This is a genomic window from Carboxylicivirga sp. (genome assembly GCF_982718395.1).
In genome coordinates, this window is record NZ_CEXQWX010000086.1 from 1 (window position 1) to 26,059 (window position 26,059).

The 26,059-nt window shown below is 36.4% G+C and carries 13 protein-coding genes; 2 read left to right on the plus strand and 11 right to left on the minus strand.

Annotated elements, in window-relative coordinates; translation table 11 throughout:
* The 7 genes from AC4MRQ_RS15505 to AC4MRQ_RS15535 all read right to left on the minus strand — a co-directional run.
* The coding region (locus AC4MRQ_RS15505) for a hypothetical protein (protein ID WP_491198605.1) at nt 1–1,113 on the minus strand (1,113 nt) is incomplete at its 3' end.
* Nucleotides 1,114–1,135: 22 nt separating this feature from the next.
* A complete protein-coding gene (locus AC4MRQ_RS15510; protein ID WP_491198606.1) occupies nt 1,136–1,300 on the minus strand; it encodes a hypothetical protein in 165 nt (54 codons plus the stop codon).
* Nucleotides 1,301–2,051: 751 nt separating this feature from the next.
* Nucleotides 2,052–5,318, minus strand: coding sequence for a T9SS type A sorting domain-containing protein (locus tag AC4MRQ_RS15515; protein ID WP_491198607.1), 3,267 nt, complete (start codon nt 5,316–5,318; stop codon nt 2,052–2,054).
* 576 nt (nt 5,319–5,894) lie between these two features.
* Complete coding sequence (gene tnpA, locus AC4MRQ_RS15520; protein WP_491198617.1) at nt 5,895–6,410, minus strand: IS200/IS605 family transposase; 516 nt, start codon at nt 6,408–6,410, stop codon at nt 5,895–5,897.
* Nucleotides 6,411–6,515: 105 nt separating this feature from the next.
* Nucleotides 6,516–7,352, minus strand: coding sequence for a response regulator (locus AC4MRQ_RS15525; RefSeq protein WP_491198608.1), 837 nt, complete (start codon nt 7,350–7,352; stop codon nt 6,516–6,518).
* A 12-nt stretch (nt 7,353–7,364) separates the two neighbouring features.
* The gene (locus AC4MRQ_RS15530) at nt 7,365–12,800 is read right to left on the minus strand and encodes an AAA family ATPase (RefSeq protein WP_491198609.1); all 5,436 of its coding nucleotides are present in this window, start codon (nt 12,798–12,800) and stop codon (nt 7,365–7,367) included.
* Between the two features lie 2 nt (nt 12,801–12,802).
* Nucleotides 12,803–15,214, minus strand: a complete 2,412-nt coding sequence (locus AC4MRQ_RS15535) for a tetratricopeptide repeat protein (RefSeq protein ID WP_491198610.1) — start codon at nt 15,212–15,214, stop codon at nt 12,803–12,805.
* A 716-nt stretch (nt 15,215–15,930) separates the two neighbouring features.
* Between AC4MRQ_RS15535 and AC4MRQ_RS15540 the strand changes: the two genes are divergently transcribed.
* A complete protein-coding gene (locus AC4MRQ_RS15540; RefSeq protein ID WP_491198611.1) occupies nt 15,931–17,382 on the plus strand; it encodes a DUF3360 family protein in 1,452 nt (483 codons plus the stop codon).
* A 122-nt stretch (nt 17,383–17,504) separates the two neighbouring features.
* Here the strand turns inward: AC4MRQ_RS15540 and AC4MRQ_RS15545 are convergent, their stop codons facing one another.
* The 4 genes from AC4MRQ_RS15545 to AC4MRQ_RS15560 form a co-directional block, all read right to left on the minus strand.
* Nucleotides 17,505–19,115: a SusD/RagB family nutrient-binding outer membrane lipoprotein gene (locus AC4MRQ_RS15545; RefSeq protein ID WP_491198612.1), complete on the minus strand. Its 1,611-nt coding sequence runs from the start codon at nt 19,113–19,115 to the stop codon at nt 17,505–17,507.
* Nucleotides 19,116–19,132: 17 nt separating this feature from the next.
* Entirely contained in the window at nt 19,133–22,819 is a 3,687-nt protein-coding gene (locus AC4MRQ_RS15550) for a SusC/RagA family TonB-linked outer membrane protein (RefSeq protein ID WP_491198613.1), read from the minus strand.
* 114 nt (nt 22,820–22,933) lie between these two features.
* Nucleotides 22,934–23,920 (minus strand): FecR family protein, encoded by a 987-nt coding sequence (locus tag AC4MRQ_RS15555; protein ID WP_491198614.1) that lies wholly within the window; start codon nt 23,918–23,920, stop codon nt 22,934–22,936.
* Nucleotides 23,921–24,069: 149 nt separating this feature from the next.
* Nucleotides 24,070–24,645 carry an RNA polymerase sigma-70 factor gene (locus tag AC4MRQ_RS15560; protein ID WP_491198615.1) on the minus strand — a complete coding sequence of 192 codons (576 nt, stop codon included), beginning with the start codon at nt 24,643–24,645 and terminating at the stop codon, nt 24,070–24,072.
* Between the two features lie 200 nt (nt 24,646–24,845).
* Here AC4MRQ_RS15560 and AC4MRQ_RS15565 point away from each other — a divergent pair, with 200 nt between their 5' ends.
* Complete coding sequence (locus tag AC4MRQ_RS15565; RefSeq protein ID WP_491198616.1) at nt 24,846–25,787, plus strand: CPBP family intramembrane glutamic endopeptidase; 942 nt, start codon at nt 24,846–24,848, stop codon at nt 25,785–25,787.
* Nucleotides 25,788–26,059: the final 272 nt, after the last annotated feature.

The following is a 26,059-nucleotide window of genomic DNA, read 5'->3' on the forward strand; positions in this document are numbered from 1 at the left end:
TGTACTGGCCGAAGGTAATGCTCCATCGGATGGTGGGGTAAAGGAGTCTGAGGTATTGATAATTGCTACAAATCCCTGTGTACTAAGATTGTGAGTCGCTGCCCCTCCTGTTATGGAACTTAACAATAACCGGTCAGTCCCTGATGTGCTTAAATTAAATCCGGTTGGTGTGTTGGGAGTTACCCCGCAAACATTGTTATTTACTGTAGCGCCTGTTGAATGGGTAAAATAACCGTTACAATCAAGTGATACAGTAGCTTTTACATAGTATTCTTCGCCAGGTGTTAATCCCGTTACAACTATATTGGGATTGTTATTTAACCCGTTAAGACTGCGATAAACTACCTGGTCACCGGATCCACTATACTCGGTGTTTACAATACCGTTAATAAAACCTTCCTGATGGTTGGTAAACGTACTGGAATTTGAAATACTTACTAAATATTCCTCACCAAAAGATTCCATGGTTACATTGTATGTTAATCCGTTAATCGTAAGAGAGCTGTCGGTGGCAGCAGTTATGGAAACTCCTGTGTTGTTGTATATTGAGCCACATGTTCCTAACCCACTTATTCCATAGTTATATGTATCGTATAAGGGGTAATGGTCTACACGTAAGAGATAATAGTAATCTCCGCCGGAGTAATCAATAGTCATATTATAATATCGTGTTCCATTACCCACGTTGTGTATTTGGGTAGTTGAAACCAAGGTGCCATCGTATCCACCGGAGCGTTTTTCGAGATAAACCGGGGCCCTTTCCGAAGTACCATAATAGGTGTCGAGTGTATAAGTGAATGTTCCCTGTGTTCCGGGAGATTTACTAATTTGCCAGTAGTCGGAGTCTCCACTGGCAACCGTCCCGGAGATACTTGTATTCTCGTAAAACCGTTGAACACCTGAAGCAGTTGAAGTATTGTTGGGCTCTGTTTCGGCTTGTGCAAAAACCCGGGCTCCTGTTAATATTAGAAAAAGCATCCAAAGCAATGCTTTGGTATAACCTGTGCTTAAAATGTTCTTTCTTATTTCAAATCCATTTTCACTGCCCTTATTGAATAAGGGTGGCTTAAAGAAATGATGTCGAAATTCTTTTTCCCAATAAAGTTGTTCCATAAGTATTAAGTTTTGTGCGAGTTTATTTTTGTTCATTATTCATGTCTTTGGTTTGCTTTTCTTCTTCAAACTTGACCTGGTACTCTTTATCCAACTTTTCCAAAAAGCTGTTGAGTATCTTATTCTGTTTCTCGAAGCTTTCAATTAGTTGATTTGACTTTTTATTGAAATCTTTTTTATCATTCATAGTTGGTTATAATTTTATCTGATATCATCTACTTTGAATTGTTATAAGCGGCTCTATTTAAATCAGAAAATTCAAGATTTATTACTGCGCAATTTTACTATGAAATAAGTGGGAAGGATTCCAAATAGAGTGAACCTGATGTGAACATTGGAGCTGAAAAAAGTGAACAAAAAGTGAACAAGGAGGGGCAGAATTAGGGAAAAAAGTTACAGGGTAGATATAACACACAAATACATATGGTTTACATTCAATGCATTAAGGTGCAATTGTTGAAATTTCTACTTATTGGGATGTTAACATGTTGCAATGTTAATTGTGGAGGGACTGTAACCTTTTTTGATTTGGATGCTGGTGGTTAGCTCATACGAGTTTAAAGTAGAAAGTTTGTAACGTCACAGATGTTGACTCAAGTATTTTTTGAAGGGGCAGGTTCTATACCGGCCTATCGAAGGAGAGAAGTTTTTAAGTTAAGGCTGAAGGTCTAAAACATTCTTTAAAGTATCAGACTTACAGCCTGATTCTCGCATCACATAATATACAAGAGGCGATGCTTCTTGCTTTGAACTGTAAGACTTTCAGTCTTATACATACTAGCTTAATGACATTGATTCCGGCGGAATTGAATATAAATATAAGCTGTTATTTTCTTGAAGACCTTTGATATAACAAAAAACAGGCTTCCATCATATGCAACGATAGAAGCCTGTTTAGTTTCATGTTAAATTAACATGCTATTAAAAAAAAAGGGTCATCACTTTATAATCAGATTTTTAATAATTGTGCCTTTATCTGTTTCAATATGTACCAGGTATAAACCTTGTGTCAAATTAGGCTGGAGATTTAATTGATGACCTGAAGCTCCATTATACTTATAAACCTTCTGTCCCAGAGAGTTATAAATTTCTAAGTTAATTAGCTGTGCTTCCTGAGGAATTGAGACCGTAAATTCAGATGATGTTGGATTAGGATATAACTTTATATTTCCTGATAGCTCATCTTCGATTCCTGTTACTACCAATGGAATACATGCAGAGGTGTCTTTACATATGCCATCTGAAACTTCTACTGCATACGAACCATTTATAACGCCTGTAAAACTTTGATTTGTCTCTCCGTCAATTGGCAGTTCTGTAGAGCAGTCAATCCATTGGTAATAAAGTGAGGCATCATTGGCCGTTAAGGTATTGCCATCCTGAGTTACGCTATTATCTAAGGATGATACCCTTGTCTCAACTGTTTTTTCTTCAGATAAAACCCACTTGTTCTGTGTTCCAATTTGATGCATAGCTTTGTAAGTGCCTGCATCCGAAACGTATATAGTATCCTCATTAGTAGCAATCAGAACTTCGTCTTTATACCAATGTATTGTATTTGCATGATAACGAACAGATAATTGCACACTATCACCTTGACAAATCAATAAGTTATCTTGCATAGGAAACAGGGTGTTGAATTCCACAATATCTGTTAAATCATAATCGTCTGTGATTATTTCACGTCCGCTCAATCCCGTTTCGTCTGTTATGAAAAAAGTTCCATTCATATCAACCAGTGAAGTATATCCTCTTGTGGAATTATGAAAGGCTCCCATCATCACTCCGGGCATTAGTCCAATACTACCACCGGTCAAGCCTGTTGCTTCTAATAAAGTATAATCACCGGTAGCTAAATCTATTTCATACACACGATTGTCGTATTCATACATCCTTAAAGTTCCATTAGAATCGAAATATTCAAGATTAGGCATTCCATCGTATTCACTACTTAAATCACATAGAAATTCTAAAGAAGATCGCGCACTATCTAATTTCCATATTTGCATCATATCTTCAGCATTCCAACCGTAAACAAAATATAGTGTACCATCGGGGCCATAATCTGCTGAGGCTACATATGGTTCAGGGAATTCATATAATAGAGTCATTTCTGAAGTGAAAGGATTAAACTCATAGAGTTTCATATTTCCATCCCCAAGAGAGTCGATTACTGCATGTAAATAGCCGGATGCCGGATGAATTGTAAATGCTTGAAAACTTGTGTTTAATGTTGACTTCTCAGTAATTCTGCTTGAGTCCAGTGAGCTATAAAAATAGTATTTTCCATTACCATTGTCGTTACTTCCTGCCAGTAACCTGTAATCTGTTATTGTATCGCATACCGGCCTAAAATCTATCGCAATAATACTATCACATCCACCGGGATGGGCTCCTAATAAGATGTCATATTCAATTCCGGGACCATTAAATGTTGCTCCGCTTGGTCCAACAAAAGAGCATGTATTAGGGTAAATAGTACGATGTGGTACATTTTCGTTTAAAATTTTGAGATTTACCCAGAATATGCTATCACACCCGGATGCTGCTACCCCTACAAGTGTATCTGCATAGACTCCAGGATCAGTAATTACAGTACCGTTGGATGTAACATATTCGCTGCACACTTCTGTATAAATTGGTGTAGGGGCATAACCATGTACAGTTATGGTAGCAACAGAGGAAGTATCTTGTGGAATACCACATTTATAAATTACAGCTCTAAATCCAAACCCATGGTGAGTCCCTGAAATGGCTGAAATATCAATGGTATTTCCATCTAAACTAACATTCGGATAATTTGATGCCGGATACCAGTTAGCGCCATTAGAACGGCCATCTGCTTGCCAAACAACACTATCTACCACATCAGACGTCTCTATAAAAAAGGAAAGAGCATCGCCTGAACAAGCAGCAGCAGAAACAGGTTGCGTTGTAATAGTAGGATTATCAACTACTACAGAAACCGTTTGTGATAGTTGCTCAGAACATGTTATACATTCATATGGATTGGCATGTGCTTGCCATGCAATTTCAGCTGTCACATTGTATAAGGTACCATGATTTGAATAACCTGAATGATCAGAAGCTACAGTACCACTGCCATCTTCAAATAAATAAAGTGCAGCCAGTCCTGTATAGTCCGTAATAGCCGAACATCCTCCTGCTAACAATTCTGCTATACGGGTAGTGTTATATTGATTCCAAATTTCGAGATTATCCAAATAACCTTCGAAATTGCCGGCAGTTGAATTGGCCGCTCCAATAAAAAGACCCTGGGCATCAGTTGAAAGTGTAATACTTTTGGCTACATTAACAACTTCTACACCATCAATATAACCTTTTAAGGTTGCTCCATCGTAGGTATATACATACTGGTGCCAATCCATATCCGGAACGGTGATTTGACTCCCTGTTCTGACATCAACTGCTCCTCCAAACAGTTCAATAGTGTTTGCTTCGTAACCATATATAACCGCATAACGGTTAAGTCCTTTAGAAAATAAATACTTTTGAGTTTGAGATGCATTACTTGACTTAAACTTAAATGAAAAGATAAACTGATCGGTCAAATCCAACTGAGATGCATGTGGCGCTAAAACATAATCACTTCCTCCTTGCAGATTGATATAGGTATTGTTAACACTGGCTGTTGAAACAGGCGTAGCCAACACATTAATGTCCATTGATTGATCTACTACAACAGGAATGTTTAATGCAGCACCTGTTCCTATATCTGTTGATAATACAGTTCCATCGGCATCATTACGTACCAGGTAAGCCATGTCTGCCTGTGAACCACCAAGCATAACGTTTACCGTAGCTCCGGCACAATTAATGAGGTCATTATCTAATGCAACGGTTTGGTCTAATATATCTGTAAATGTAATATCTACAGAGGCGCATGCTCCATCTGCCACAGTTGCTCCTTCTCCTCTAACGTAATAGGTGGTATTTGCAGAAGGAAACAATTCTACATCTCCTCCGATTGTTGAAGTTACAAGTGTTCCTCCACAACTTCCGGTATATACATACCAGTTTTCTGCTGAATTCAAGTTCCCTGAGATATTAATTACTGCAGGGTCTCCTGCCTGGCAACTAATACCATCAACGATATTGATTATTGGTGCATCTGCTACCTGGGCGTTAACACCAATAGCTGCCCAAAGCATCACTGCTGTAAAAAGAGTATTCAGTTTATTCATAATTAAAAGTTTACGATTTTATACTTCCCATTCGATTATTATACAGTGCGAAGTTATATGGAACAAAGGTTGAGAAGAAGTAAATCGAGTGAACCAAAAGTGAACACGGGAAGTTAAAAAAGTGAACAAAAAGTGAACATGGCTTCAGGGAACAGTGACCAGTGATCAGGTAACAGTCATTAGTTAACAGTATTTTTACAAATTAGGTGTGGGTAGATGAACAGCTGGGAACATGAAGAATGGAGCAGGGAAAAGGAATGGCCGTTATACCGATAGGTTGGATTTGTTTATATAATGATGTGATGGATAATTTCGTACCTACGGTACTATCTGAATATATTTAAATATATTCTACCATAATATCGCCGTGATGCGGCTGCTATATTGTTATCACATTGGCTACTGCATTGATATTTGTCACACTGCTACCACACTATCGTCACTAGAGATTTTCAGCACCATAGGTGCGCCATTATGGTAGATAATATGGTGTAATGTAATAAAATAGTCCTGTAGGGACGACATTAATGGTGATAACAATAATTTATCCCTAATTATATAATGGAACGGATGAATTTATTCATAAAATTCGAAAACGTAATGATCATCGAATTTAATTTCAAATTTCTTCAACAGATCTAAATATTCATCCCTGAATGTTCTTTCTTTATGATGCTTTTCCTGATTCTTGATATATTGGATCACATCATTACGCTGCGATTTTGAATATGAAAATGCGCCATATCCCGATTGCCAGGAAAACTTGCCTGGAACAAGATTATTCTCATTTATCCATTTTGATGAGTTTGCTTTTACCTTTTGGAGAACTTCACTGAGTGTAACCGTGGGAGTCATTTCAAAAAGGATGTGTACATGATCTTTATAACCATTTACGGCAAGGGGATATTGATTCAGCTTTGTTAGGATGCCTGAGATATAACGAAACAAATCTTGACGAAAATTATCTAATAAAATGTTTTCTCTCCCCTTGACAGAGAAAACAGCGTGAATATTAATTTGTGTTAGGCATATCGGGTTTTGTTTTTGTATAAATGTCGTACCTACGGTACTATCCGAATATACGTATAATATATTCTACCATAATATCGCCACGATGCGGCTACCATATTGTCATCTTCTTGTTACCTAATTGTTGTTGTAATTTGCTACCACAATATCGCCACTATGTAGCTCAAATTAAAACTTCGCCAAGAAGCTTGCTAAGTTTTGGCTTTGGTCGAGGCCGAGTTTTTTACGTAGTCTATATCTTGCCACTCTAACGCTTTCATCTGTTTGATAGGTTATGGCAGCAATATCTTTGGAGGACATGCCTTGTTTAAGAAATGCACATAGCTTTATATCATTGGTGGTAAGTGATGGAAACTTCTCCATTAAATCTTTAACAAAGTCATTATACAAACGTTGGAAATAGATCTCAAATCGCTTCCATGAGTCGTCACGAAGTCTTGATTGAAGTTCGTCTATAATTTCATCATATAAATCTCTTGTTTCCTGGTCACTTGTATCTGTTTTTTTATATAAATGCTGAAGCTTTTTTACCAACTGGGCATTAAACTCATTGGCTTGTAACAGATATAAAGTGTTTTCTGAAAGCTGGCGATATTTATCCTCAATAATTTGTTTCTGATATTCTGCCAATTTAATAGCTGATTGTGTTCGTGCAATTAGTTCTGTAGCGTCAATGGGTTTCTTCACATAATCTACCGCTCCTGTTTCCAATGCTGTTTTTAAATTTTCTGATTCCAGCATGATACCTGTTGCTACAATAATGGGAATATCCTTGGTTTCTTCTGATTCCTTCAGGTGTTTGATCAGCTCCATTCCATCCATTTCCGGCATTTCCCAATCGGTAATTATCAGATCCGGTTTTTGTTGAGCTATAATCTGCAAGGCAATTTTACCGTTAATGGCCTGCATTAAATTTGACTCAGGATACTGTTTTTCCAAAATGGAGAGAATTATTTTAAGGTTCTCAAATATATCGTCAACTATCAGTATGTTGTAAGTCTTCATGTTTTTTGTTTTCTAAAAGGAATTAAGAATTAGTTTTAGTTCATCCAATAGCTCGTGATACTTTTCATTATTGCAATGTTCAAGAGAGTTATCTATTTCTTTTGTCCATCCTACAAGCTGTTCTATTTCCAATTCTTTTATTTTTGTTAATGGTTCTTTAATCTTTGTAATAAAATAGACATCTAATGCATTCAGTTCATTCAGAACTTCAATAATCTCTGCTCTTTTCTTCTGTGGTATTTTATCAATATCTTTTAATTCTTTATTGCTTATCCTGCTTTGAATATCAACAATTCTCGCATTGGGTAAAGTAAACCAAAATGTACTTCCTCGATCAACTTCACTCTCTACACCTATTTCACCATTATGTGCATCAATGGCCATTTTACAAAATGCTAAACCCAAACCTGTTGAAGGTGTACTTCCTGAATCTTTTGCTTCAAATTGAGCAAACCTTTCAAATATTTTGTCCTGAATTATTTTTCTAATTCCCGGGCCATTATCCTTAACTTCTATGGTAAATACTTTATTAGTATTTTCATCTTCGTTCCATTTACAGTTTACTGTTACTATTGAGCTTTCCGGGGAATATTTTATTGCATTAGAAAGCAGGTTTACTAAAATTCTTTCAATTATTTTTTCATCTACATTTACTACTATTGATGTGGATGTATTGTGGGTTAATTTAATATCCTTTTGCTTGGCCAGGTAGGCTACTTCACTTATTGAGCTGCCAATTATTTCATATATCGGGCTGTCTTTCAAGTCAAGTTGCATGGCACCTTCTTCGAGTTTATATACATCTAAAATGTTCATCACCATATTTAACATTTGTTTTCCTGCTACCCGAAGTGAGGTACTTGTGGCCAGATTGATGATGGTATTTAAAGGTGTTTTGAGATCATGTACAAGAGACCCTGTCATGTTTTTTTTAAATTCATCCAGGGCAACGAGTTTTTCATTTGTTGTGGTTAACTCTTCGTTTAAGGCCTCATATTCTTCGTTTTTGTCTTTTAATTCCTTTGTTCTGGCACTTACCTTTTCTTCAAGGTGTCCGTATAACAATGCATTTTCAATTGAAATGGCAATTTGACCGGATAGCATATTTAATACTTTTTGCTGTTCAATTGTAAAAGCAGAGGTTATCAGGTTATTTTCCAGGTAAAGAAGTCCATACAATTTATTCTGACGAAGAATAGGTACTGCAAATAAGGATTTTACATCATGAGTTTCTATATATGCATCCTTTGTGTACTGTCCTTTGTTTTTCGCATCATCAAGAACCACAGCCATTTTTGAACGTGAAACATAGTTTATAATGCTTTGCGCCAGATCTTCACAATGTTTTACCGGTAAATGCTGCAACACTTGTATTTCATTATCAGAAAAAGAAGCTTCAACAAATAATTCATTATCTGTATTCAGTATTAAATAACCCTTTTGTGCCCCCGCATTCTCTACTAATACTTGCATCATTTTCTTAAATAACATTTCCGGGGCAATTTCTCCTGATATAGCTTGCGATGCTTTTATGATGGCTGCTAAATCAAGGGTTAGAGCAGGTGTATTTGTTTCGATTTGACTGTCTGAAGAATCGTTATTTTCATCAGGTTCAAATATATTCGGCCACTTTTCTTTAAGTTGGGTAGTCTTTCCATGCGCACCCCATGCCTCATATTTATTGTAAGCTTCTTTTAAATAAGCATTTGCTGCTACATTATGACCATTCATCCTATACATATCGGCTAATAGCTCACAGGCGGTAGCTTCATCACGTCTCCATTGGCCTTCTGCTGCCTTTTCAATGGCCTCTTCGAACAATTTTGCTGCTTTGTCAAAATGCCCTGAAAGTCTTGCTTTTTCTGCATCCATAATCAGTAACAAATGAAAAAAATTAACAGGACAATGTTTTGCCCATTTTTTCATCTTTTTATACTGTTTATACATTTGCTTTATTGCCTGCTTCTTTTCCTTTTTACCCATTTCATGGTAAGATCTGCTATTCAAAACAAATACCAGTAAACTATGTCTTACGATATAGCATATGGGAGGCATATACTTTAAGTATTTTGTTGCCTCTTGTATAAATTCCAACCCTTTGTAAAATTCAGAATATAATAAACAGGCTTCGGCCTTAAAAAGATTGTAGACCACTATGCCAGGGAAATATTTTCTATCCTTTATTCTTTGGAGTAATTGAGATTCATCAAAGTTTTCATAATTAAACAAAGAGCGGTCGTTTGTCAGCCCTCGAAAGTTCAAAACCATATGGTAAAACAACAGGCTCGAATTATAAGCATCTTCCAGAAATGCAGTTTCTTTTATAATTTGTGTGTTCTTGTATTGTTCTTCACTTACATTTTTCAGGTTCATACAGGGATTGAACATGACCTTCATTTGGGCTACACGGGAAAACATGAACTTATCTCCCGATTGATATCCATATTCAATCGCTTTTTGAAAACGTTCTGTCAATAAACTCCAATGCTCGTACCATGCCTTTACCATAGAAGTCATTGAAGTTACAATTGTTTTCACCCTGATATCTGGAAATCGTTCATTTAAAAAAATACTTAATTCATTGTATTTAGCAGCATTTTTATAATCTCCAAAAGCGGCTATTAATGCTATGGCATAATTCGAAAATGCCAGTGCAGATTCAGCTGTATATCCAAAGCGCAATGAGAGGTTGACCATTTTAAATGACACCAAAATTTGCATATTTCTGTCCGACATACTACCTGCATAAGAAACTTCCGTTAAAAGGCTCATGATCAATTTCAATCTGGGTTCGGTTATAGCCGGAGCATTATAAAGATCAGAAACTTTTTTTCCGGTTAGTTTCCATTTTATACGCAAAACCTCCTTTAAAATATGCTGTTTTCCGGGCTTTTCAGGTAATCTAAAACCTATTATTGATAATCCTTTAACTCCGGATTTTATGCTTTGCTCATAATCACCTGTTGCCACGTAATATGCTGATTGTAAAGAGTACACATTTGCCTTTTCAATATTGGTTTTCGCATTGTCTAAGAGCAATTTGCAATACGCATCAGCTTCTTCGAAGTTATCTGCAAAATAGGAACTTTGGGCAAATTCCCTGTGAAGAGAAAACGTAAGCTCATAAAGCTTTTCCCATTTATTTTCCGGTAATAAATCCAACCCTGCCCTGAAATACTGTAGAGCCGAATGAAAGGCGGAAGCATTTTGGGCTTTAATTCCCACCTGAAGATTTAAGTCGGCTAATTTTTCCCTTTCTTCATGTTTCTTCAGAAGGCTTATTCCTTTGTTTAAGTGTCTGACTATTTCAACTATGTGATCGTCCGGGTTTTCAACACCATAATTTTGAAGCAATAAGTTTCCAATTTTCAAATGGGTTTCAGCTCTTTTATCTTCTTCTATTAAAGAGTAAGCTGCTTGTTGAACCCTGTCATGAGAAAATCTATATTCGATATTCTCTAAGATTTTTCCTTTTAAGATTTTGGTATTTATCACCCCTTTTTTTGAGTCACTTAACGATGTGATTAACCCTTCGTTTATTGCTTCGGATAATAAGTTAATAACATGTTCTATATCTTTTTTTAGAACAAGGGCTAAGGTGCCTGAAACGAATTGGTTACCAATACAGGCGGCCAGTTGCAGAGCTTCCTGATTAGGCTTGGCCAGTTTTTTTAGCCTTTCAATCATAAAGCTAACAACGTTGCCCTCAATATTAATCGATTTTATCTTTTCCAGATTCCAACGCCAGATTGCTTTGGTGTGATTAAACTGTATAAGCCCTTCTTTGTAAAAGTTGGTTATCAGCTCCTTTGTAAAAAAGGGATTCCCGTTAGTTTTTTGAAATATGAAATTTGATAAGCCTTCTGTGTCTTCGGGTTCTTTTTGAAACGTGTCCGCAATAAACTGATTAAGCGTGTCACATGCTAAAGGTTCAAGGTGCAATTGATGAATTTTTTGAGCTTGTTTTAATTCATCAAAAGCTGACAACAGAGAATGACCTACGCGCACTTCATTATCGCGATAAGCTCCTATAATAAACAGATTAGGTGTTTTTTTTGTAATTAAAAGTTTTATCAGATCCAACGAAGGTTGATCGATCCACTGCAAATCATCGAGGAACAAGGCAAGCGTGTGGTCGGGTTTGGCAAAAACCTTTACAAAATCAAGGAATACCCTCATAAACCTCTCCTTAGATTCAACAGGGCCCAACTGTTGTATCGTTTTTTGTTTTCCTATGATCAATTCAAGCTCCGGTATTACGTCCAATATTATCTGACCATTAATATTCAGCGCACCCAGTAAATTTGATTTCCAATTATTTAATATTTCTTCTGGTTCACTAAGTAACTGTCTTATCAGGGCATTAAAAGCCTGTTTTATAGCAGTGTATGGTGTAATACTTTCAAACTGGTCAAATTTTCCGGAAATAAACGATCCTTCTTGCTCTATTACAGTATTTTGAATTTCATTTACTAATGATGATTTGCCAACACCTGAATATCCTGTCACCACCATAAATTCAGATCCGCCCAACATTACATTTTCATATACTGACTTAAGCTGTTCTATTTCTTTTTCCCTACCATATAGTTTTGGGGTTATTTTAAGTACTGCTGAATAATCATGCTCTCCTAAAGGATATTCATTTAAACCGTTTCGAAATTTTTTAAGATCACCCAATAAACCATAAGCAGATTGATAACGATCAGCAGGATTTTTTTCTAACAGTTTAAGTATAATTTGCGAAATTATTTGCGGTAGTTCAGGCTTTATATTATGTGGAGGTTCAGGTAATTGTACAAAATGTGCATGGGTTAGCTCAAGTAAGTCGTCTGATGTAAATGGTAGTTTACCGGTCAATAGTTCATACAAAACAATGCCAATGGAATAAAGATCTGAGCAATAATCAATGGGGCTGTTTGTACGTTGGGATTGTTCCGGTGCCATGTATTCTATATTCCCGTCAAGTGTTCCGGTTTCTTTGGAAATAGGATTACCCGGTGAAAAATGCCCGGCAATGCGAAAATCAATAAGTTTAACTTGTTCCGTTTCAGGATTTATAATAAAATTTGAGGGGTTTATATTGTTGTGAATAATTCCTTGTAAATGCACTGTATGAATTGCCTCAGTAATCTTGAGTGCAATATCTATAAGATTATCTACAGATAAATTTTTCTCACCCAGCCATGTTTTTAAAGCAATAGCATTGTCATCTTCAAAAACCAGGATGTATTTATTTTCAATTTTAACTACATCTATGATTTGTACTATATAATCGTTATTGAACAAGCGAAACATTTTAGCTTCATGCTCTATATCGTGAGAGGATTGCTCTATGACTTTAAGAATAACCGGATATGAATCGGAAATCCTCTCAGCTTTTAAAACTAAGGTTGATTCACCATTGCTGAGCTGCTTGAGTATTTTATAACCTGGAATCGTTAACATTATTAGTTAGTTTCTGCGAGAATTACTACCCTCAATTCATTTAACAATTCATGATACTTCTCATTATTACATTGTTCTAAGCAACTATCCATTTCTTTTATCCATCCTTCCAATTGTTTTATTTCCAGATTTTTAATATTTGTAAGTGGCTCTTTAATTTTCGTAATAAAGTATACTTCCAATGTATCCAGTTCCCTTACTGCACCTGATAAAATTTGTTTAAGCTCAGAAGGTAACAACGAAAACTTGTCAGTGTTAAGGATTGATGCGTTATAAACTCCATTCTCCATTTCTATTAAGCGGACATTGGGTATGGTAAACCAAAACGTACTCCCTTTGCCTACTTCACTTTCTACTTGAATGATACCACCATGAGCTTCAATAGCCATTTTACAAAAAGTAAGACCTATCCCTGTAGAAGGTGTATTACCTGAGTCTTTGGCTTCGTGTTGCACAAACCTTTCAAAAATTGAACTTCTTACTTCTTTACGGATGCCCGGTCCCTTATCTTTAATTCTTAAAACAAGTTCTTTTTTACGATCCTCAACTTCTCTCCAATGATAATCAATACTTACCATTGAATCATTTGATGAATATTTGATGGCATTGGATAACAGGTTAATCAATACCCTTTCAATGATTTTTTCATCTACATTTATCTCTATTTGCTTAGGAATGTTACGGTCTATCTTAATGTTTTTTTGTTTGGCCAAAAAAGTAATTTCATTAACTGAATTTCTAACCACCTCATATAGTGATTTATCTTCTAGCTCCAGTTGCATAACTCCATCTTCATATTTATATACATCCAGGATATTCATCACCATGTTAAGCATTTGTTTACCCGACTGCTTAACTAATGTATTTTCAGCCAAATTAATAATTACATTTAGTGGGTTTTTCAAGTCGTGGACTATCATTCGGGTCATTGTCTCTTTAAAACTGGAAATTTCTTCTAATTCACGCTTTTTACGTTCCTTTCGCATTAAAAGAGCCCAACTGATTGCAATAGCTGAAATAGTTAATAATATCATTCCAACTATCAGTAGCGTAATTTTAAGTCTGTCAATTCTTTGCTTGTTTTCAAGTTGTTGTATCTCATTTTGCTTGATTAACATTTCTTTTTCATGAGAAAATGAAGCTTCCATATTGGTAATTTCTCTTATCAGGTCTGCATTAAACAGGCTATCCTTCAAATTCCAGGCTTCATCTAAATATTGAAATGCTTTTTTATAATTCCCTTGAGCACTGTATATTTCTCTTAATCCTTCTGTAGCAACTACTATTAAATGTTTGCTGTTGATTTCACTGGCCAGTTCGTAGCATTGATTAAGAGTTTGCAAGGCTTCGTTTTTCCTTCCTTGTTCTAACTGCCATGTACCATAGGCACATATACACTTAGTCTTCATGTCCATATCATCTGTTTGTTGCACCAGTTCCATAGCTAGTTGATAGTAATAACCAGCAGAATCTACTTCATTTTGCTTCTGAAATACCTTGGCTAGTTGAGTGGCTGTTGATCCGGCATATCCATCTAGTCCGGCTTTCATACGCATTTTTAAAGCTTTATTTAACCAAACTTTTGCCGAATCTAATTGATTACTTTCATTATAGATGCCGCCGAGATTATGATAGTTGAAATGTATGCTGAATAAGTTATTTTTCTCTTTGGTTTTGATAATATCAAGCAATATGCTCTCGGCATTATCATAATCCTTTAAATATCGATAGATATTGCAAATATTGCCCTTCGGCGTATTAGCACCAATAGTATCTCCAGCTAACTCATAATATTGGATAGCATTCTGATAAAGATCTATTGCTTTCAGAAAACTACCATTATTATATTGCACCGTACCTAATTCATTAAAAGCATTCCCTAAATTTTTAAAGGCTTTTGATCCAAGTGATCTGTATATTTCAACGCTTTTGTTCAGGTAAATCAGTCCTGTGGAATCTTTCCCTAAAGTCAGGTATGCTTTTCCGATATTAAATGTACAGCGTCCTATTCTAATGGTATCTTCTCTGCTCTCGTATATTTTAAGAACGTCAAAAAACGTTTTTATGGCTTGATCAATATTGCCAGTATTTTGGTAGATAATAGCAACGTTGTTCAGTGCCAATGGTTTTACCGCTTGTTCATGAGTTTGTTCACTCCATTCTGCTGCTTCTTTCCAAAAATGAAGGGCATTGTCATAGTCACCCTTGGCATAATATGCTGTTCCTACATTGAGAGTAAGCGAAGCTATAATGATGGTATCATTCTCCTTTTTTGCTATTTCTAAACCTTTAAAGCCATACTCTAAAGCCGAATCCGGAGATTTAAAGGCTAAACCCTTGACCAATGGCTCATATATTTTGAGAAGTCCTGTGTCACTGCTAACAATTGAAAGTTGTTGTTTTAAGCTATCCAAGTTTACTTTTTTTGCCTTAAGGGATTCGGTTGTTAAACCAAGGCATATGAAAAGTACCAGTGAGAATCTTGTAATTGAGAGGTTGATCATTCTCCAAAACTAAGAATAAATCCAAAAATGATAGAACATCGTACTGTGGTTTTAGATAATTGGGCAGCTCAGTATCTTCTTGTAATAAGTTTATACATAGCTTATAATATCAAATTATTAACAAGTTAGTTGTGGTAAACAATAGTTTTTCAATGTCTTAGTGCTCTTGTTTGATTAGGCATTTATAAAGTGGCGAATAATTCTGAGGACGTAGAGCCAAAGTGAATTATCTATGCGCTGGTTCACTCTATTTTATAAAAACCTGATCCCCATTAGATTTAATTTAAATACAAATTGATTCCATAGCGCCCAAAAACTTAAAATGTAATCAGTCTAAATAACCACAAAAATAGCATTTGACTTTAATCACCTTATATCTTGTATTTCACCAATAATATAAAGGTTTCTAAACATTACCTTGGGAATTATATAGGTGTTATGCTTTATCATTATTCTAAGTCGGTGAAAAACATCAGTGTTAAATAGCCATATAAAAGTAATACTTTGCTTAATTGGTCATTTGCTATACTTGATGATTTTGTTAGTTTTGCACGTTTCAACTAGCCATGAAAACCCCTTATAAATTATCATTATTAATAATGAAATTGAATTAAGATAAATCTAAAATGGAAAACACGCAGCGCTCCTATAAAGAGCAAAGAAAATCTTCTAAGGAATTTAATGACAGGACAGAGTACCTCGAGCATGAATTAACGATTATGAAATTCAGGAAATGGCGTTTAAATTTACCATTCCGGGATTTTAGTTTTGAATTTGAGGATCTTGTACCTGCACTTGCCGCTACAATTGGTAAGGTGGTAATGGTAACGGCAATGGTTGCAGCATTTGCCGCTCAGTTTGGATTAGCACCAGAGTTTGTTGCTGAAAACGTTCGTTTCGAATTGCTTATTGCAGGTGGAATATTTGTAATTTTATTCTCCGCAATTTTAAATCCTAATGCTAACCTGGCCGGAACCCATGGTCCAATGATTCCACTTATTCCTATTATTGCTGCGGCAGGTGGTCACCCATTGGCCTTAGGTGTTTTAATAGGTTTCTTTGGTCTGTTGCTAAGTATCACAAAGGGAGGTTCTAAATTAATGACCTTAACTGGTGTTGGTGTTCGTGGCGGTTTATTAATTTATTTAGGTGCAGTTGGCCTAATTGGTCAGATCAATAAATTTAATAGTTGGGCTGAGCTTGGTGGTGTAAGTACCGTTTCATTTGTTGTTATTGGTGTAACCATCATTATATACGCTTATTTAGCCCGAATCGGTAAACGTTGGTTGGCCATTCCTTTATGTTCTGCAATTGCTGGTATCGTAGCATTTGCTATGGGTGCTGATTTTGCTTTTACAACAGAGCCCGGATTACCTCATATGAATCCATTCTGGTGGTGGGGTGAAACAACAGGATGGCAACTTGGATGGCCTAATTTGCAGCATTATATTGCCGTTATACCTTTTGCTATTCTAGCTGTTGCAATGTGGTCGCCAGATTACTTAGGACACCGTGTATTTCAGGAACTTAACTATCCTAAAAAGGCCAAAAATGTATTGATGGATGTTGATGATACGATGACTGTTGCATCAATTCGCCAGGCAATTGGTTCTTTCTTAGGTGGAGGTAATATCGCATCATCATGGGGTACTTATATGATTCCTGCTGCAATTGCAAAACGTCCGATTCCTGCCGGAGCCATTTTAACCGGTATCCTATGTATTTTAGCAGGTGTTCTTGGTTATCCTATGGACTTGGCAATGTGGGAGCCAGTGCTACGTATAGCGCTAATTGTTGGTGTATTCTTACCATTACTTGAAGCGGGTATGCAGATGATTCAAAAGCAACAGGATTCATTAAGTGCCGGTACATGTATTTTTGCCAGTGCACTTGTTAACCCTGTTTTTGGATGGGCATTAACCATGTTATTAGATAATTTGGGATTGATTGGTGACAGGGAAAGAGCCAGTCAGTTAAAATGGAGTGAGAAACTTGTAATTCCAAGTGTCATGTTTATTGTATGTGTAGTAGCATTAGCTCTTGTAGGACAATTACCAGGTATTAAAGGAATATTCTAAGCTTAAGATAATTGAGTAAAACGCCCGGATTGTGTCCGGGCGTTTTTTTATTAAACTACTTGAAAGTTAATTGCAAACTAACAAGTGCGAAAAGGGCTACATATTCTATTGGATATTGTCTTTTATTTATGCCAAAATAGTTTAATATCCTCTTTGTCATTAGCGCCATCATTGGTCGCTTCAGACCAATATTCGGCATTATACTTTTGTTCATCTAAAGGATAATGAATTCGATAAAACTCATAATCAGAAGGATTGTAATTTCCACTTATATCCCTTGGTGTTTGATTCGTATAATTCCATAAATTAAATCCTTCCCATGGCTGGCGGAATGCGTCAACCCATCGCTGCATATAAACCAGGTCAAGAGCTTTACTGTTATCCCACGCAACAATTGGGTGTGCAATAAATGTATTTACTTCTTCATCGGTAGGCTCTGTGGGTACATTTACAGTCCATATATCAGTAATACTCACCACATAATACCAAAAAGCAATGGATGTTCGTATGGCTGCTTCATATTCTTGTTGAGCCATGCTTAGATTTACTCCAACTCCGGTTCCTTTAGCATAGGCTTCAGCTTTTAGAAGCTTAACTTCGGCTGCTGTTTGAATGATCTCCGGTACATCATATTGGTCGCGCACTAGGAAATAATTAAAAGGACTATAATTAATGCCGCCTTTATCATCCCAGTTATCATCTCTCGATCTGTTATACGCCTTACCAACAATCTCTGTTGGTGTCGATGCGGACGGGTTTTGTGGATATGCCACCCATTCGTCATTATCATTAGGTTCAAAGAATACGTAGCATCTGGGATCTACAATACCGCTGCCGTCAGTATTATCATTTTCTGACATAACTGACCACATTGCAGTACCCATACGAAGCATATTTTCACTCCAGAATGACCACCCTCGACCTTCCAGGTTTAGATCTAAATCATCTGGCCATAAGCAAACATCTTCTTCCGATTCAATCAATGGATAATTGCCTGGATCATTAAGAATTGTGCTTATTAAATCACCTGCAAACTGATTCTCTTTGTCATAAATATGCAAGGCATATCTTAAAATGAGTGAATTGGCCCACTTCTTCCATTTAACGTGATCGCTATTAAACAAAACATCATAATCACCTATTGAGTATTTGGTTTCATCATGTGCGGTAAGATTATCCGATGCCCATTTGAGATCGGTTAAGCACTGTTTGAATACATCCTGATCGTTATCATAAGGAGCTCTGAAATATGCGGCTCCACTTTTACCATAGCCGGCATTTTCATAAGGCAGGTCGCCAAACATTTCCGTCATTCTTAGAGTATTGTAAGTGATTACGATTTTGGCCATTGCCTGAACATTTGTCAAGTCAAGGTCTTTATCAAAATCCTCAAATAATTGTTCCAATAATCGATAGTTGGTCAAGGATTTATAATAATCTTTCCATAAATCATTGATACTGTTGTCTAATAGATAACCTGATATACCAAATCGACCCGCTTGCTGACTGTAGTAATAATAATACGTATTGTGCAAGCCAGCCTGCTCTTGCCATTCCAGCATTATACTCTCAGTAATCCTGTTAAAAACAGGCGGTATACTGGTTGTTGTCGGATTAAAGGGATCCTTGTTCATTTCTTCAAAATCATCCGTACATGCACTAAATGCCAGTATAACGATGACTAAAGAATAGATAATGACGTTCTTAATTTTATTAATTCTGATATTTTTCATCTGATAAGTCCTCCAAATTAAAAGATTGCACGAACAGAGAAACCAAATGAACGCTGTCCTGGTGTTGCACCAAACATTAATCCCTGTGCATTGCCTGTACCGTTGACACCTTCCGGATTCAAGTTATCCGGTAATGTTGTATACAAGTAGAATAAGTCACGACCAATTACAGAAACTGATAAGCCCTGGAAGATGTTAGTCTTGTTAATTAAATTGTATGGCACGTTCCAGGTAAGTGACAATTCTCTGAGCTTAACCCATGTATTCTCAACTATACCATCAGTTTGAGGAAATAAACCCATACTCCATCCGTTTCGACCATATTTCCATAAATAGTTCACAACTTTATCATTTTCTTGCCAGATTGGCTCTCCATCTGGATTAGCTTCGTAATCCTGAACATCAATAACACCATCAATGATTACACCGTGATTCGCTGTTTCGCCTGAGGGATATGTATACGGCAGACCACCACCATTACGTTCCTTCAGCGTTTCTGGACTTAAACCAGCCATTCTGGCTGTTGCATAATCACCAGCCCAAATGTCACCACCCCATTTGAAGTCAACTAATGCGGTCAGGCTAAAATTCTTGTAACGAATCATATTAGATAAACCACCAGTTAGTTTTGGCGCTGCATTACCAATAACTTCTGCGTCTTGAGAAGGACGATAACCTGCTCCGATAACTTGGCTGTCATCACCTTTGGCATAATAGAGATCAACAATTGGGCGACCATCTTCATTGTATACTTTGTTTTTACCACGTATTACTCCGTACTCATCACCAACTTTAACGGCCATATCCACACCATGGTGGCTACCCCAAATATTATCTAAAGGTACTTCTTCAGCTCCTTCTGATAAGGCCAATAGTTTATTTCGGTTTCTGGCTGCATTTAGTGTGGCAGTCCAGCCAAAGTTATTTCTGTCAACAAATACGCCAGTCAGGGTCAATTCGATACCCCTGTTTTGCATTTTACCAGTATTGATTGTTACCTCTTTATATCCTGAAGTCCATGAGATTGGCGACTGAAGAATTTGATTCCTTGTACGAATATCATAGTAGGTAAAATCAAAGTTTAATCGACTATTCAGTAGTTCGAATTCAAAACCATAATCAATGGTTTCAGAGATTTGTGGCATCAACTCAACTGCTGGTAATACATCAGGCATTGAAGAGGTTGGCTTACCGGCCCAGCTACCTGTTTTATAGATAGGATTTACCTTATACGGTTCTGCATCTGTTGCAGCTTTAGCATAGGCAAGTCTGATTTTACCGTAATTGATCCAATCAGGTAAATTCACAACTTCGGTAAATACAAAACTGGATGACACTGATGGATAAAAGTAGGAGTTATGCTCTTCGGGTAGGGTAGACGACCAATCGTTACGTCCGGTTATATCCAAAAAAATAAAGTTTCTGTAGGATAAGTTAAGGAAGGCGTAAACTGAATTGATCCTTTTCTCAAACTTCGCCTCTTTAGGTAAGCGTCCGGTATTGATATTTCCATTGTAATTTTGGAAGGTAAACAGGTAAGGATCTTTGAATTCACCCAAGCTTTTTCCGGTCATTCCATAATCCCTCTTATACCAGGAAGTAGCACCTAATGACAAGCTGGCATTTACACCCTCGATGATATTATCTTTATGAGCTGTTGCAATGGCATCAAAGTTCTCTACATAGTACTTAGTTAATTGATGCTCATAATAACCGTCCTTAATCCCGATCTGATCGATTGGATTATTTTTTGTTTCCAGTTCATTGGTACTGTAGTCAATACCTACTCGTCCTAGAAAGTCCAGCCAATTGGTTGCATTAAAAATTAACTCGGTTGAACCCATCAATTGTTTACGGTCTAACTCTGAATTGTTCTCATAAGTCTTCCACCATATATACTTATCAATACTGCTGTACGGATAGCCAACTAATTCATTTCGTGAGCCATCTTCGTTTTTATAACCGTACTTAACAATGTCAGGCTGCCAACTCCGGGGATAACTATAAACAGGCCCTTTAGTATAACCCGAACCACCTGTACCCAAGTCTGGTGCATTCTTACGGAAATAATTAGTATAAGTAGCCGATATTTTTGCTTTCAATCGTTTCGAAAGGTTAATGCTACTTCCTAAATTTGCCGTTGTTTGTTCGAAATTACTGTTGTATACTACAGCATCGTTATTCGTACGTGTTAATGAGAATCTTACATTGCCCATTTCTCCGCCACCGGAAAATGCAACATTGTGGGTGGTTGTATGACCATCTTTAAAAAAGGCTTTTTGGTTATCTGGTTGAGGGCTATATTTTCTCATTTCACCGTCCCACCATCTAACATCCTGACCTTCCATTCTGGCACCCCAGGAAGCCGCACTACCATACCATGAAAATAGATCCCATGAATTGTATCCGCCGGGAATACTTCCGTAAACCGGACGATCACCGCCCCATGGAATAGGATAATAATATTCTCCGTCATCATTTTTATACAGTTTAGGAATCTCCCATAAAGCTCCCGGAGGTCCTCCGAAACCATACTCGTTTTGGAATTCCTGATACTTATATACCTTGTTCCATCTGTGATTCAGAGAATATTCGATACCAATCCCTTTTTCAACCACACGTCCTTTCTTGGTATTGATAATAACAACTCCATTTGCTCCACGTGCACCGTATAATGCAGCAGCTGTTGGACCTTTCAGTACATTATATTCCTCAATGTCGTAAGGGTTAATGTTATTAAGGTTTGAACCCCAATCGACACCACCACCGGCGCCAATATCATTCACCAATGCGGTGTTTTCTACAGGAATACCATCAATGATAAATAATGGTTGGTTGTCACCTTTAATACTGCTATTACCACGAATAACGATACGTTGTGAACCACCTTCAACACCATTTGGTATAGTGACGTTAACACCAGCCGCTTTACCCGCTAAACCCGTTACTAAAGAGGGTGCCTGAAGCCTTGTAATCTCAGCACCTTTGATCTTTTGAGTAGAATATCCCAGAGAGCGTTTTTGTCTTTTAAATCCAAGAGCACTGGTCACAACTACTTCACTCAAACCGGTTGATTCTTCCACTAACGTTACATCAATACTAGTTCTGCCTGCTACAATGACTTCCTGGGTAGTATAACCAATAAATGAGTAGACCAATACAGCCTCTTCATCGGTTAATTTAATTGTATAGTTTCCGTTAATTCCAGTAATCACTCCATTAGTAGGATCTGCTTTATCGTATACATTAACACCGGGAAGAGGATCTCCTTGTGCATCCATCACTTTTCCTGTTACGTTAAGGCTCTGCTGCATCCCGGCAGTGTAAACCTTATCGTTTTTTACGGTTAAAATTATATTATCTCCAACCATTCGATAAATCACATCAGACTCGGAGAATAGTTGATCTAAAATATCCATAATCTTACCTTCGGTTAACTCCATGGAAACAACCCGAGAGGTCTTTACTGCTTTGGGGTTATACACAAAATGGTAACTGGATTGTTGTTCTATTTCCTCAATTACATTCTTTACCGTTATGTTTTTGCCAGCCACTTTTATTTGTTCTTTTTGTGACATGGCTTCATTGGCAAATCCTGTAAAAGCTACAACAAATAACAGTAATGTAGAAAGCTTCATTATACGATTGCACTTTTTACCCAACCAAATAGAATTGGTTGAGCCTGGGTTTGACTTTTTTTTCATAATTTTGTTAGACTAATTCATTAATACTTTGACCTCTCCAAAGGTCATTGGTTAATTTTTTAATGGGGGATGCTCCAACATCTCCCATTTTCTTTAGAATATTTACATAGGCAATTAGTTTTTAATCAGTTTTATATATACTTGATTGTTTTCGTCTTGACTATTATCAATTTGATATCTCACTTCATTCAAATAACTCATAATATCCAGAATTTCGATTAGTGACTCATTGTTAAACGTAGCTGTCAGTTGGAAATCTGTCCAAGTCTCAGTTGGTATTAATTGAATATTTGTTCCAAATCGATTTTGCAGTTTTTCGACTACTTCTTGTATATCTGCTTCAATAAAGACAAGTTTACCATCGATCCATGCAATATCTCTTTTATCTGATATCTGGGAAGAAGCAATTTTTCCGTTGTCCTTATAAACGATGCATTGTTCGTCAGGTGCCATCACCTTCATTACTTCACCATCTCTGTTTACTAAATCGATTATACCATTAATTAAAGTGGTAATAATTTTATCTGATGAAGGGCGTGCTTTGATATTGAAAATTGTACCCAGATCCCTTACCTGGTAACCATCCGATTCAACAATAAAAGTTCTCTTTTCATTGTGTATGATATTGAAATAAGCTTCCCCTTGTAGATTTGCTATAACATCACCGTTTTTAAATTGCTTTAACTCCATTCTCGTGTCAGAATTAAGCTTGATGGTTGAGCCGTCATTTAAGCGGACATTATTGATACTTCCGGGCGGGCATTCAAAACTTTGAACAGTTACAATATCATCCTGCTGATAGAATGTATACACTAATTGAAATAGAGCCAGAGCAACAATTAAGATAGCAGCATATCGTCCTGCTACTAACCAAACCTGGCGAAGTTTTTTACGCTGTTTTGTATCAACCTGACTCCAAAATTCGTCCACTTTTTTCTCCTGGAAATGATGCTTATCGTCCTGAGACAAAACCCATAAATTCTTTAAACGTATATATTCATCCTTCAGACTTTGATCTGTTTTACAAGCTTCAAAGAACTGCTTTTTTTGTTCCGGGCTTGCCTCTCCTTTAAGGATGGATATTATAATAGAATTCTTCATTTTTTGTTGTTTCAATAAACAGTAGCTATTCTATCAAATGAATGGCTTTCTATTTACTTAACACAAAGAAGTGTCTTACCCTAACAGAAAAATGATTTTTTTTGAATTTAATTGAAGGGGAGGTGTGTTAAATTCAGAATATCAGTATTTTATGTGAGTCTGATATGTTCGTAATAAGATTTGACTTTAAAACGTATAAGCTTTAGAGCTTTTGACATGCGTGCCTCAATAGCTTTTTGTGATAAATTGAACTGTTCGGCAATATCTTTATAACGCATGCCATCATAACGATTTAGTTTAAAAACTACCTTTAAATCATCGGGTAACTCTTCAATTGCCTGGTCAACTTCTGTTTTAAGCTTTTCAAAGTCTTCAGCCGTATCTGCTAAAACACTTAATGCTTCATAATTAAATTCTGACTCCAGATCGTATTCCTCGTCCGATAAATATATTTGGATGTGCCTTTCGCGGAGTATATTAAGACTTCTGTTCTTTACTATTGTATATAAGTAGTTTTTCAAATTTGAGTTTTCAATCAAGTTCTTCTTTGATTCCCATAATTTTATGAAAGCATCCTGAACGGTTCCATGGGCATCATCCGGGTTCATTAAATATTGCTTAGCAATACTAAAAAGCATGTCATAATATTCACGATACAACCTCGAGAATTCGTTTCGATCTCCGGATTTTATTTTTCTAATATCAAATTTGGCTGACACCTTCATAACGGAAAGCAATGTAGTATATTAAAAATAGATAACCAATAAGGTAAGTATAAAGAAAGCACTTATTGAGAATATTAGGATAAAGTAATGGTAAAACTAATTTGAGTTTCTTGATGCTACCATCAGAGTATTTAAAGTTGTAATATTAAAGAATGAGAACTTAAAACACTATTTTAGTGACCATAAACTTACACATGCATATGAGACATTTAGAAAGCGCTTACTTAGGACAGAATGAATGGTGGAAATACGTTCTATTAATTATTATATCACTTGTTGGAGCTAACATCATTGGCGCGATTCCTTTGGGCGTTGCCATGATAATTTACAGTGTTAAAAATGGTGGCACAATGAATGCACTCGAAGGCTTGAATTTTACAGCAATTGGTATGAATTCCACTCTGGGACTGGCATTGATGATTTTCTCATTTATTGTTGGCCTGGTGTTGTTTATTCTATTGTTTAAGCCATTTCATCAACGGCTTTTTCAAACGGTTATTAATGGTACCAACAAAATTCGATGGCGACGTGTGATAACGGGCTTTTTGATTTGGGGAATCATTATGGCTTTTTATACAACAGTCGATTATTTTATGAACATTGATAATTACGAGTTGAGGTTAAACCTGAATGCTTTGATACCCTTAGCAATTGTTTCGTTGCTATTGATTCCGTTTCAGGCATTTTACGAAGAGATATTGTTTAGGGGTTATCTTGCACAGGGCGTTGGGCGAATAACAAAAAACAGAATAGCGGTTATCATTATTCCTTCTATCTTTTTTGCCCTGATGCACGGTTTGAATCCAGAGATTGAAAAGTTTGGTTTCTGGAATATGATGCCACAATATTTTATGATTGCAGCGGTATATGCTTTTATATCCATATTAGATGATGGTATTGAACTGGCTATGGGAGCACATGCGGCCAATAATGCCTTTATTAGTATTTTTGTAACAGCAGATGGTACAGCATTTCAGACAGATGCCTTATTAAAGGTATACGAGATAAGTCCCTGGAAAGAATTTGTAGTACTAATAATAGCGAGTGCAGTATTTATAGGTACCCTGGCATTTAAATACCGTTGGCGGTTTAAAATATTGTCAATGCCTGTTGAGCCTGACGTAAAAGAATTAAAGATATAATCTTTCTTGATAGGGGTGGATGTAACTAATGCATTTTTTCCTAAAGTTTTAAACTGAAATATTACAAAGAAAAAGGCATCATATCTCCATTAATATGATGCCTTTTTCTTTTAATGATTTAATTGCTTACCTAACACTTCCAGAAAGCGTACTGATTTCACGGTTACCCTTCAAATTTGTAATTCTAAAATCACCAGATACGGAGTTTCCTTTAAAATTACCATCAATATTTGATAATTCTGCGTCGCCTGAAACCGTATTGGATTTGGCAT

What these genes read in the sequence shown, in the direction of transcription:
- AC4MRQ_RS15550 (WP_491198613.1), bottom strand. Translation starts at nt 22,819, where the DNA reads ATGAAAAAAAAGTCAAACCCAGGCTCAACCAATTCTATTTGGTTGGGT.
- AC4MRQ_RS15540 (WP_491198611.1), top strand. Translation starts at nt 15,931, where the DNA reads ATGGAAAACACGCAGCGCTCCTATAAAGAGCAAAGAAAATCTTCTAAG.
- AC4MRQ_RS15525 (WP_491198608.1), bottom strand. Translation starts at nt 7,352, where the DNA reads ATGAAGACTTACAACATACTGATAGTTGACGATATATTTGAGAACCTT.
- AC4MRQ_RS15565 (WP_491198616.1), top strand. Translation starts at nt 24,846, where the DNA reads ATGAGACATTTAGAAAGCGCTTACTTAGGACAGAATGAATGGTGGAAA.
- AC4MRQ_RS15555 (WP_491198614.1), bottom strand. Translation starts at nt 23,920, where the DNA reads ATGAAGAATTCTATTATAATATCCATCCTTAAAGGAGAGGCAAGCCCG.
- AC4MRQ_RS15515 (WP_491198607.1), bottom strand. Translation starts at nt 5,318, where the DNA reads ATGAATAAACTGAATACTCTTTTTACAGCAGTGATGCTTTGGGCAGCT.
- AC4MRQ_RS15510 (WP_491198606.1), bottom strand. Translation starts at nt 1,300, where the DNA reads ATGAATGATAAAAAAGATTTCAATAAAAAGTCAAATCAACTAATTGAA.
- AC4MRQ_RS15545 (WP_491198612.1), bottom strand. Translation starts at nt 19,115, where the DNA reads ATGAAAAATATCAGAATTAATAAAATTAAGAACGTCATTATCTATTCT.
- AC4MRQ_RS15530 (WP_491198609.1), bottom strand. Translation starts at nt 12,800, where the DNA reads ATGTTAACGATTCCAGGTTATAAAATACTCAAGCAGCTCAGCAATGGT.
- AC4MRQ_RS15560 (WP_491198615.1), bottom strand. Translation starts at nt 24,645, where the DNA reads ATGAAGGTGTCAGCCAAATTTGATATTAGAAAAATAAAATCCGGAGAT.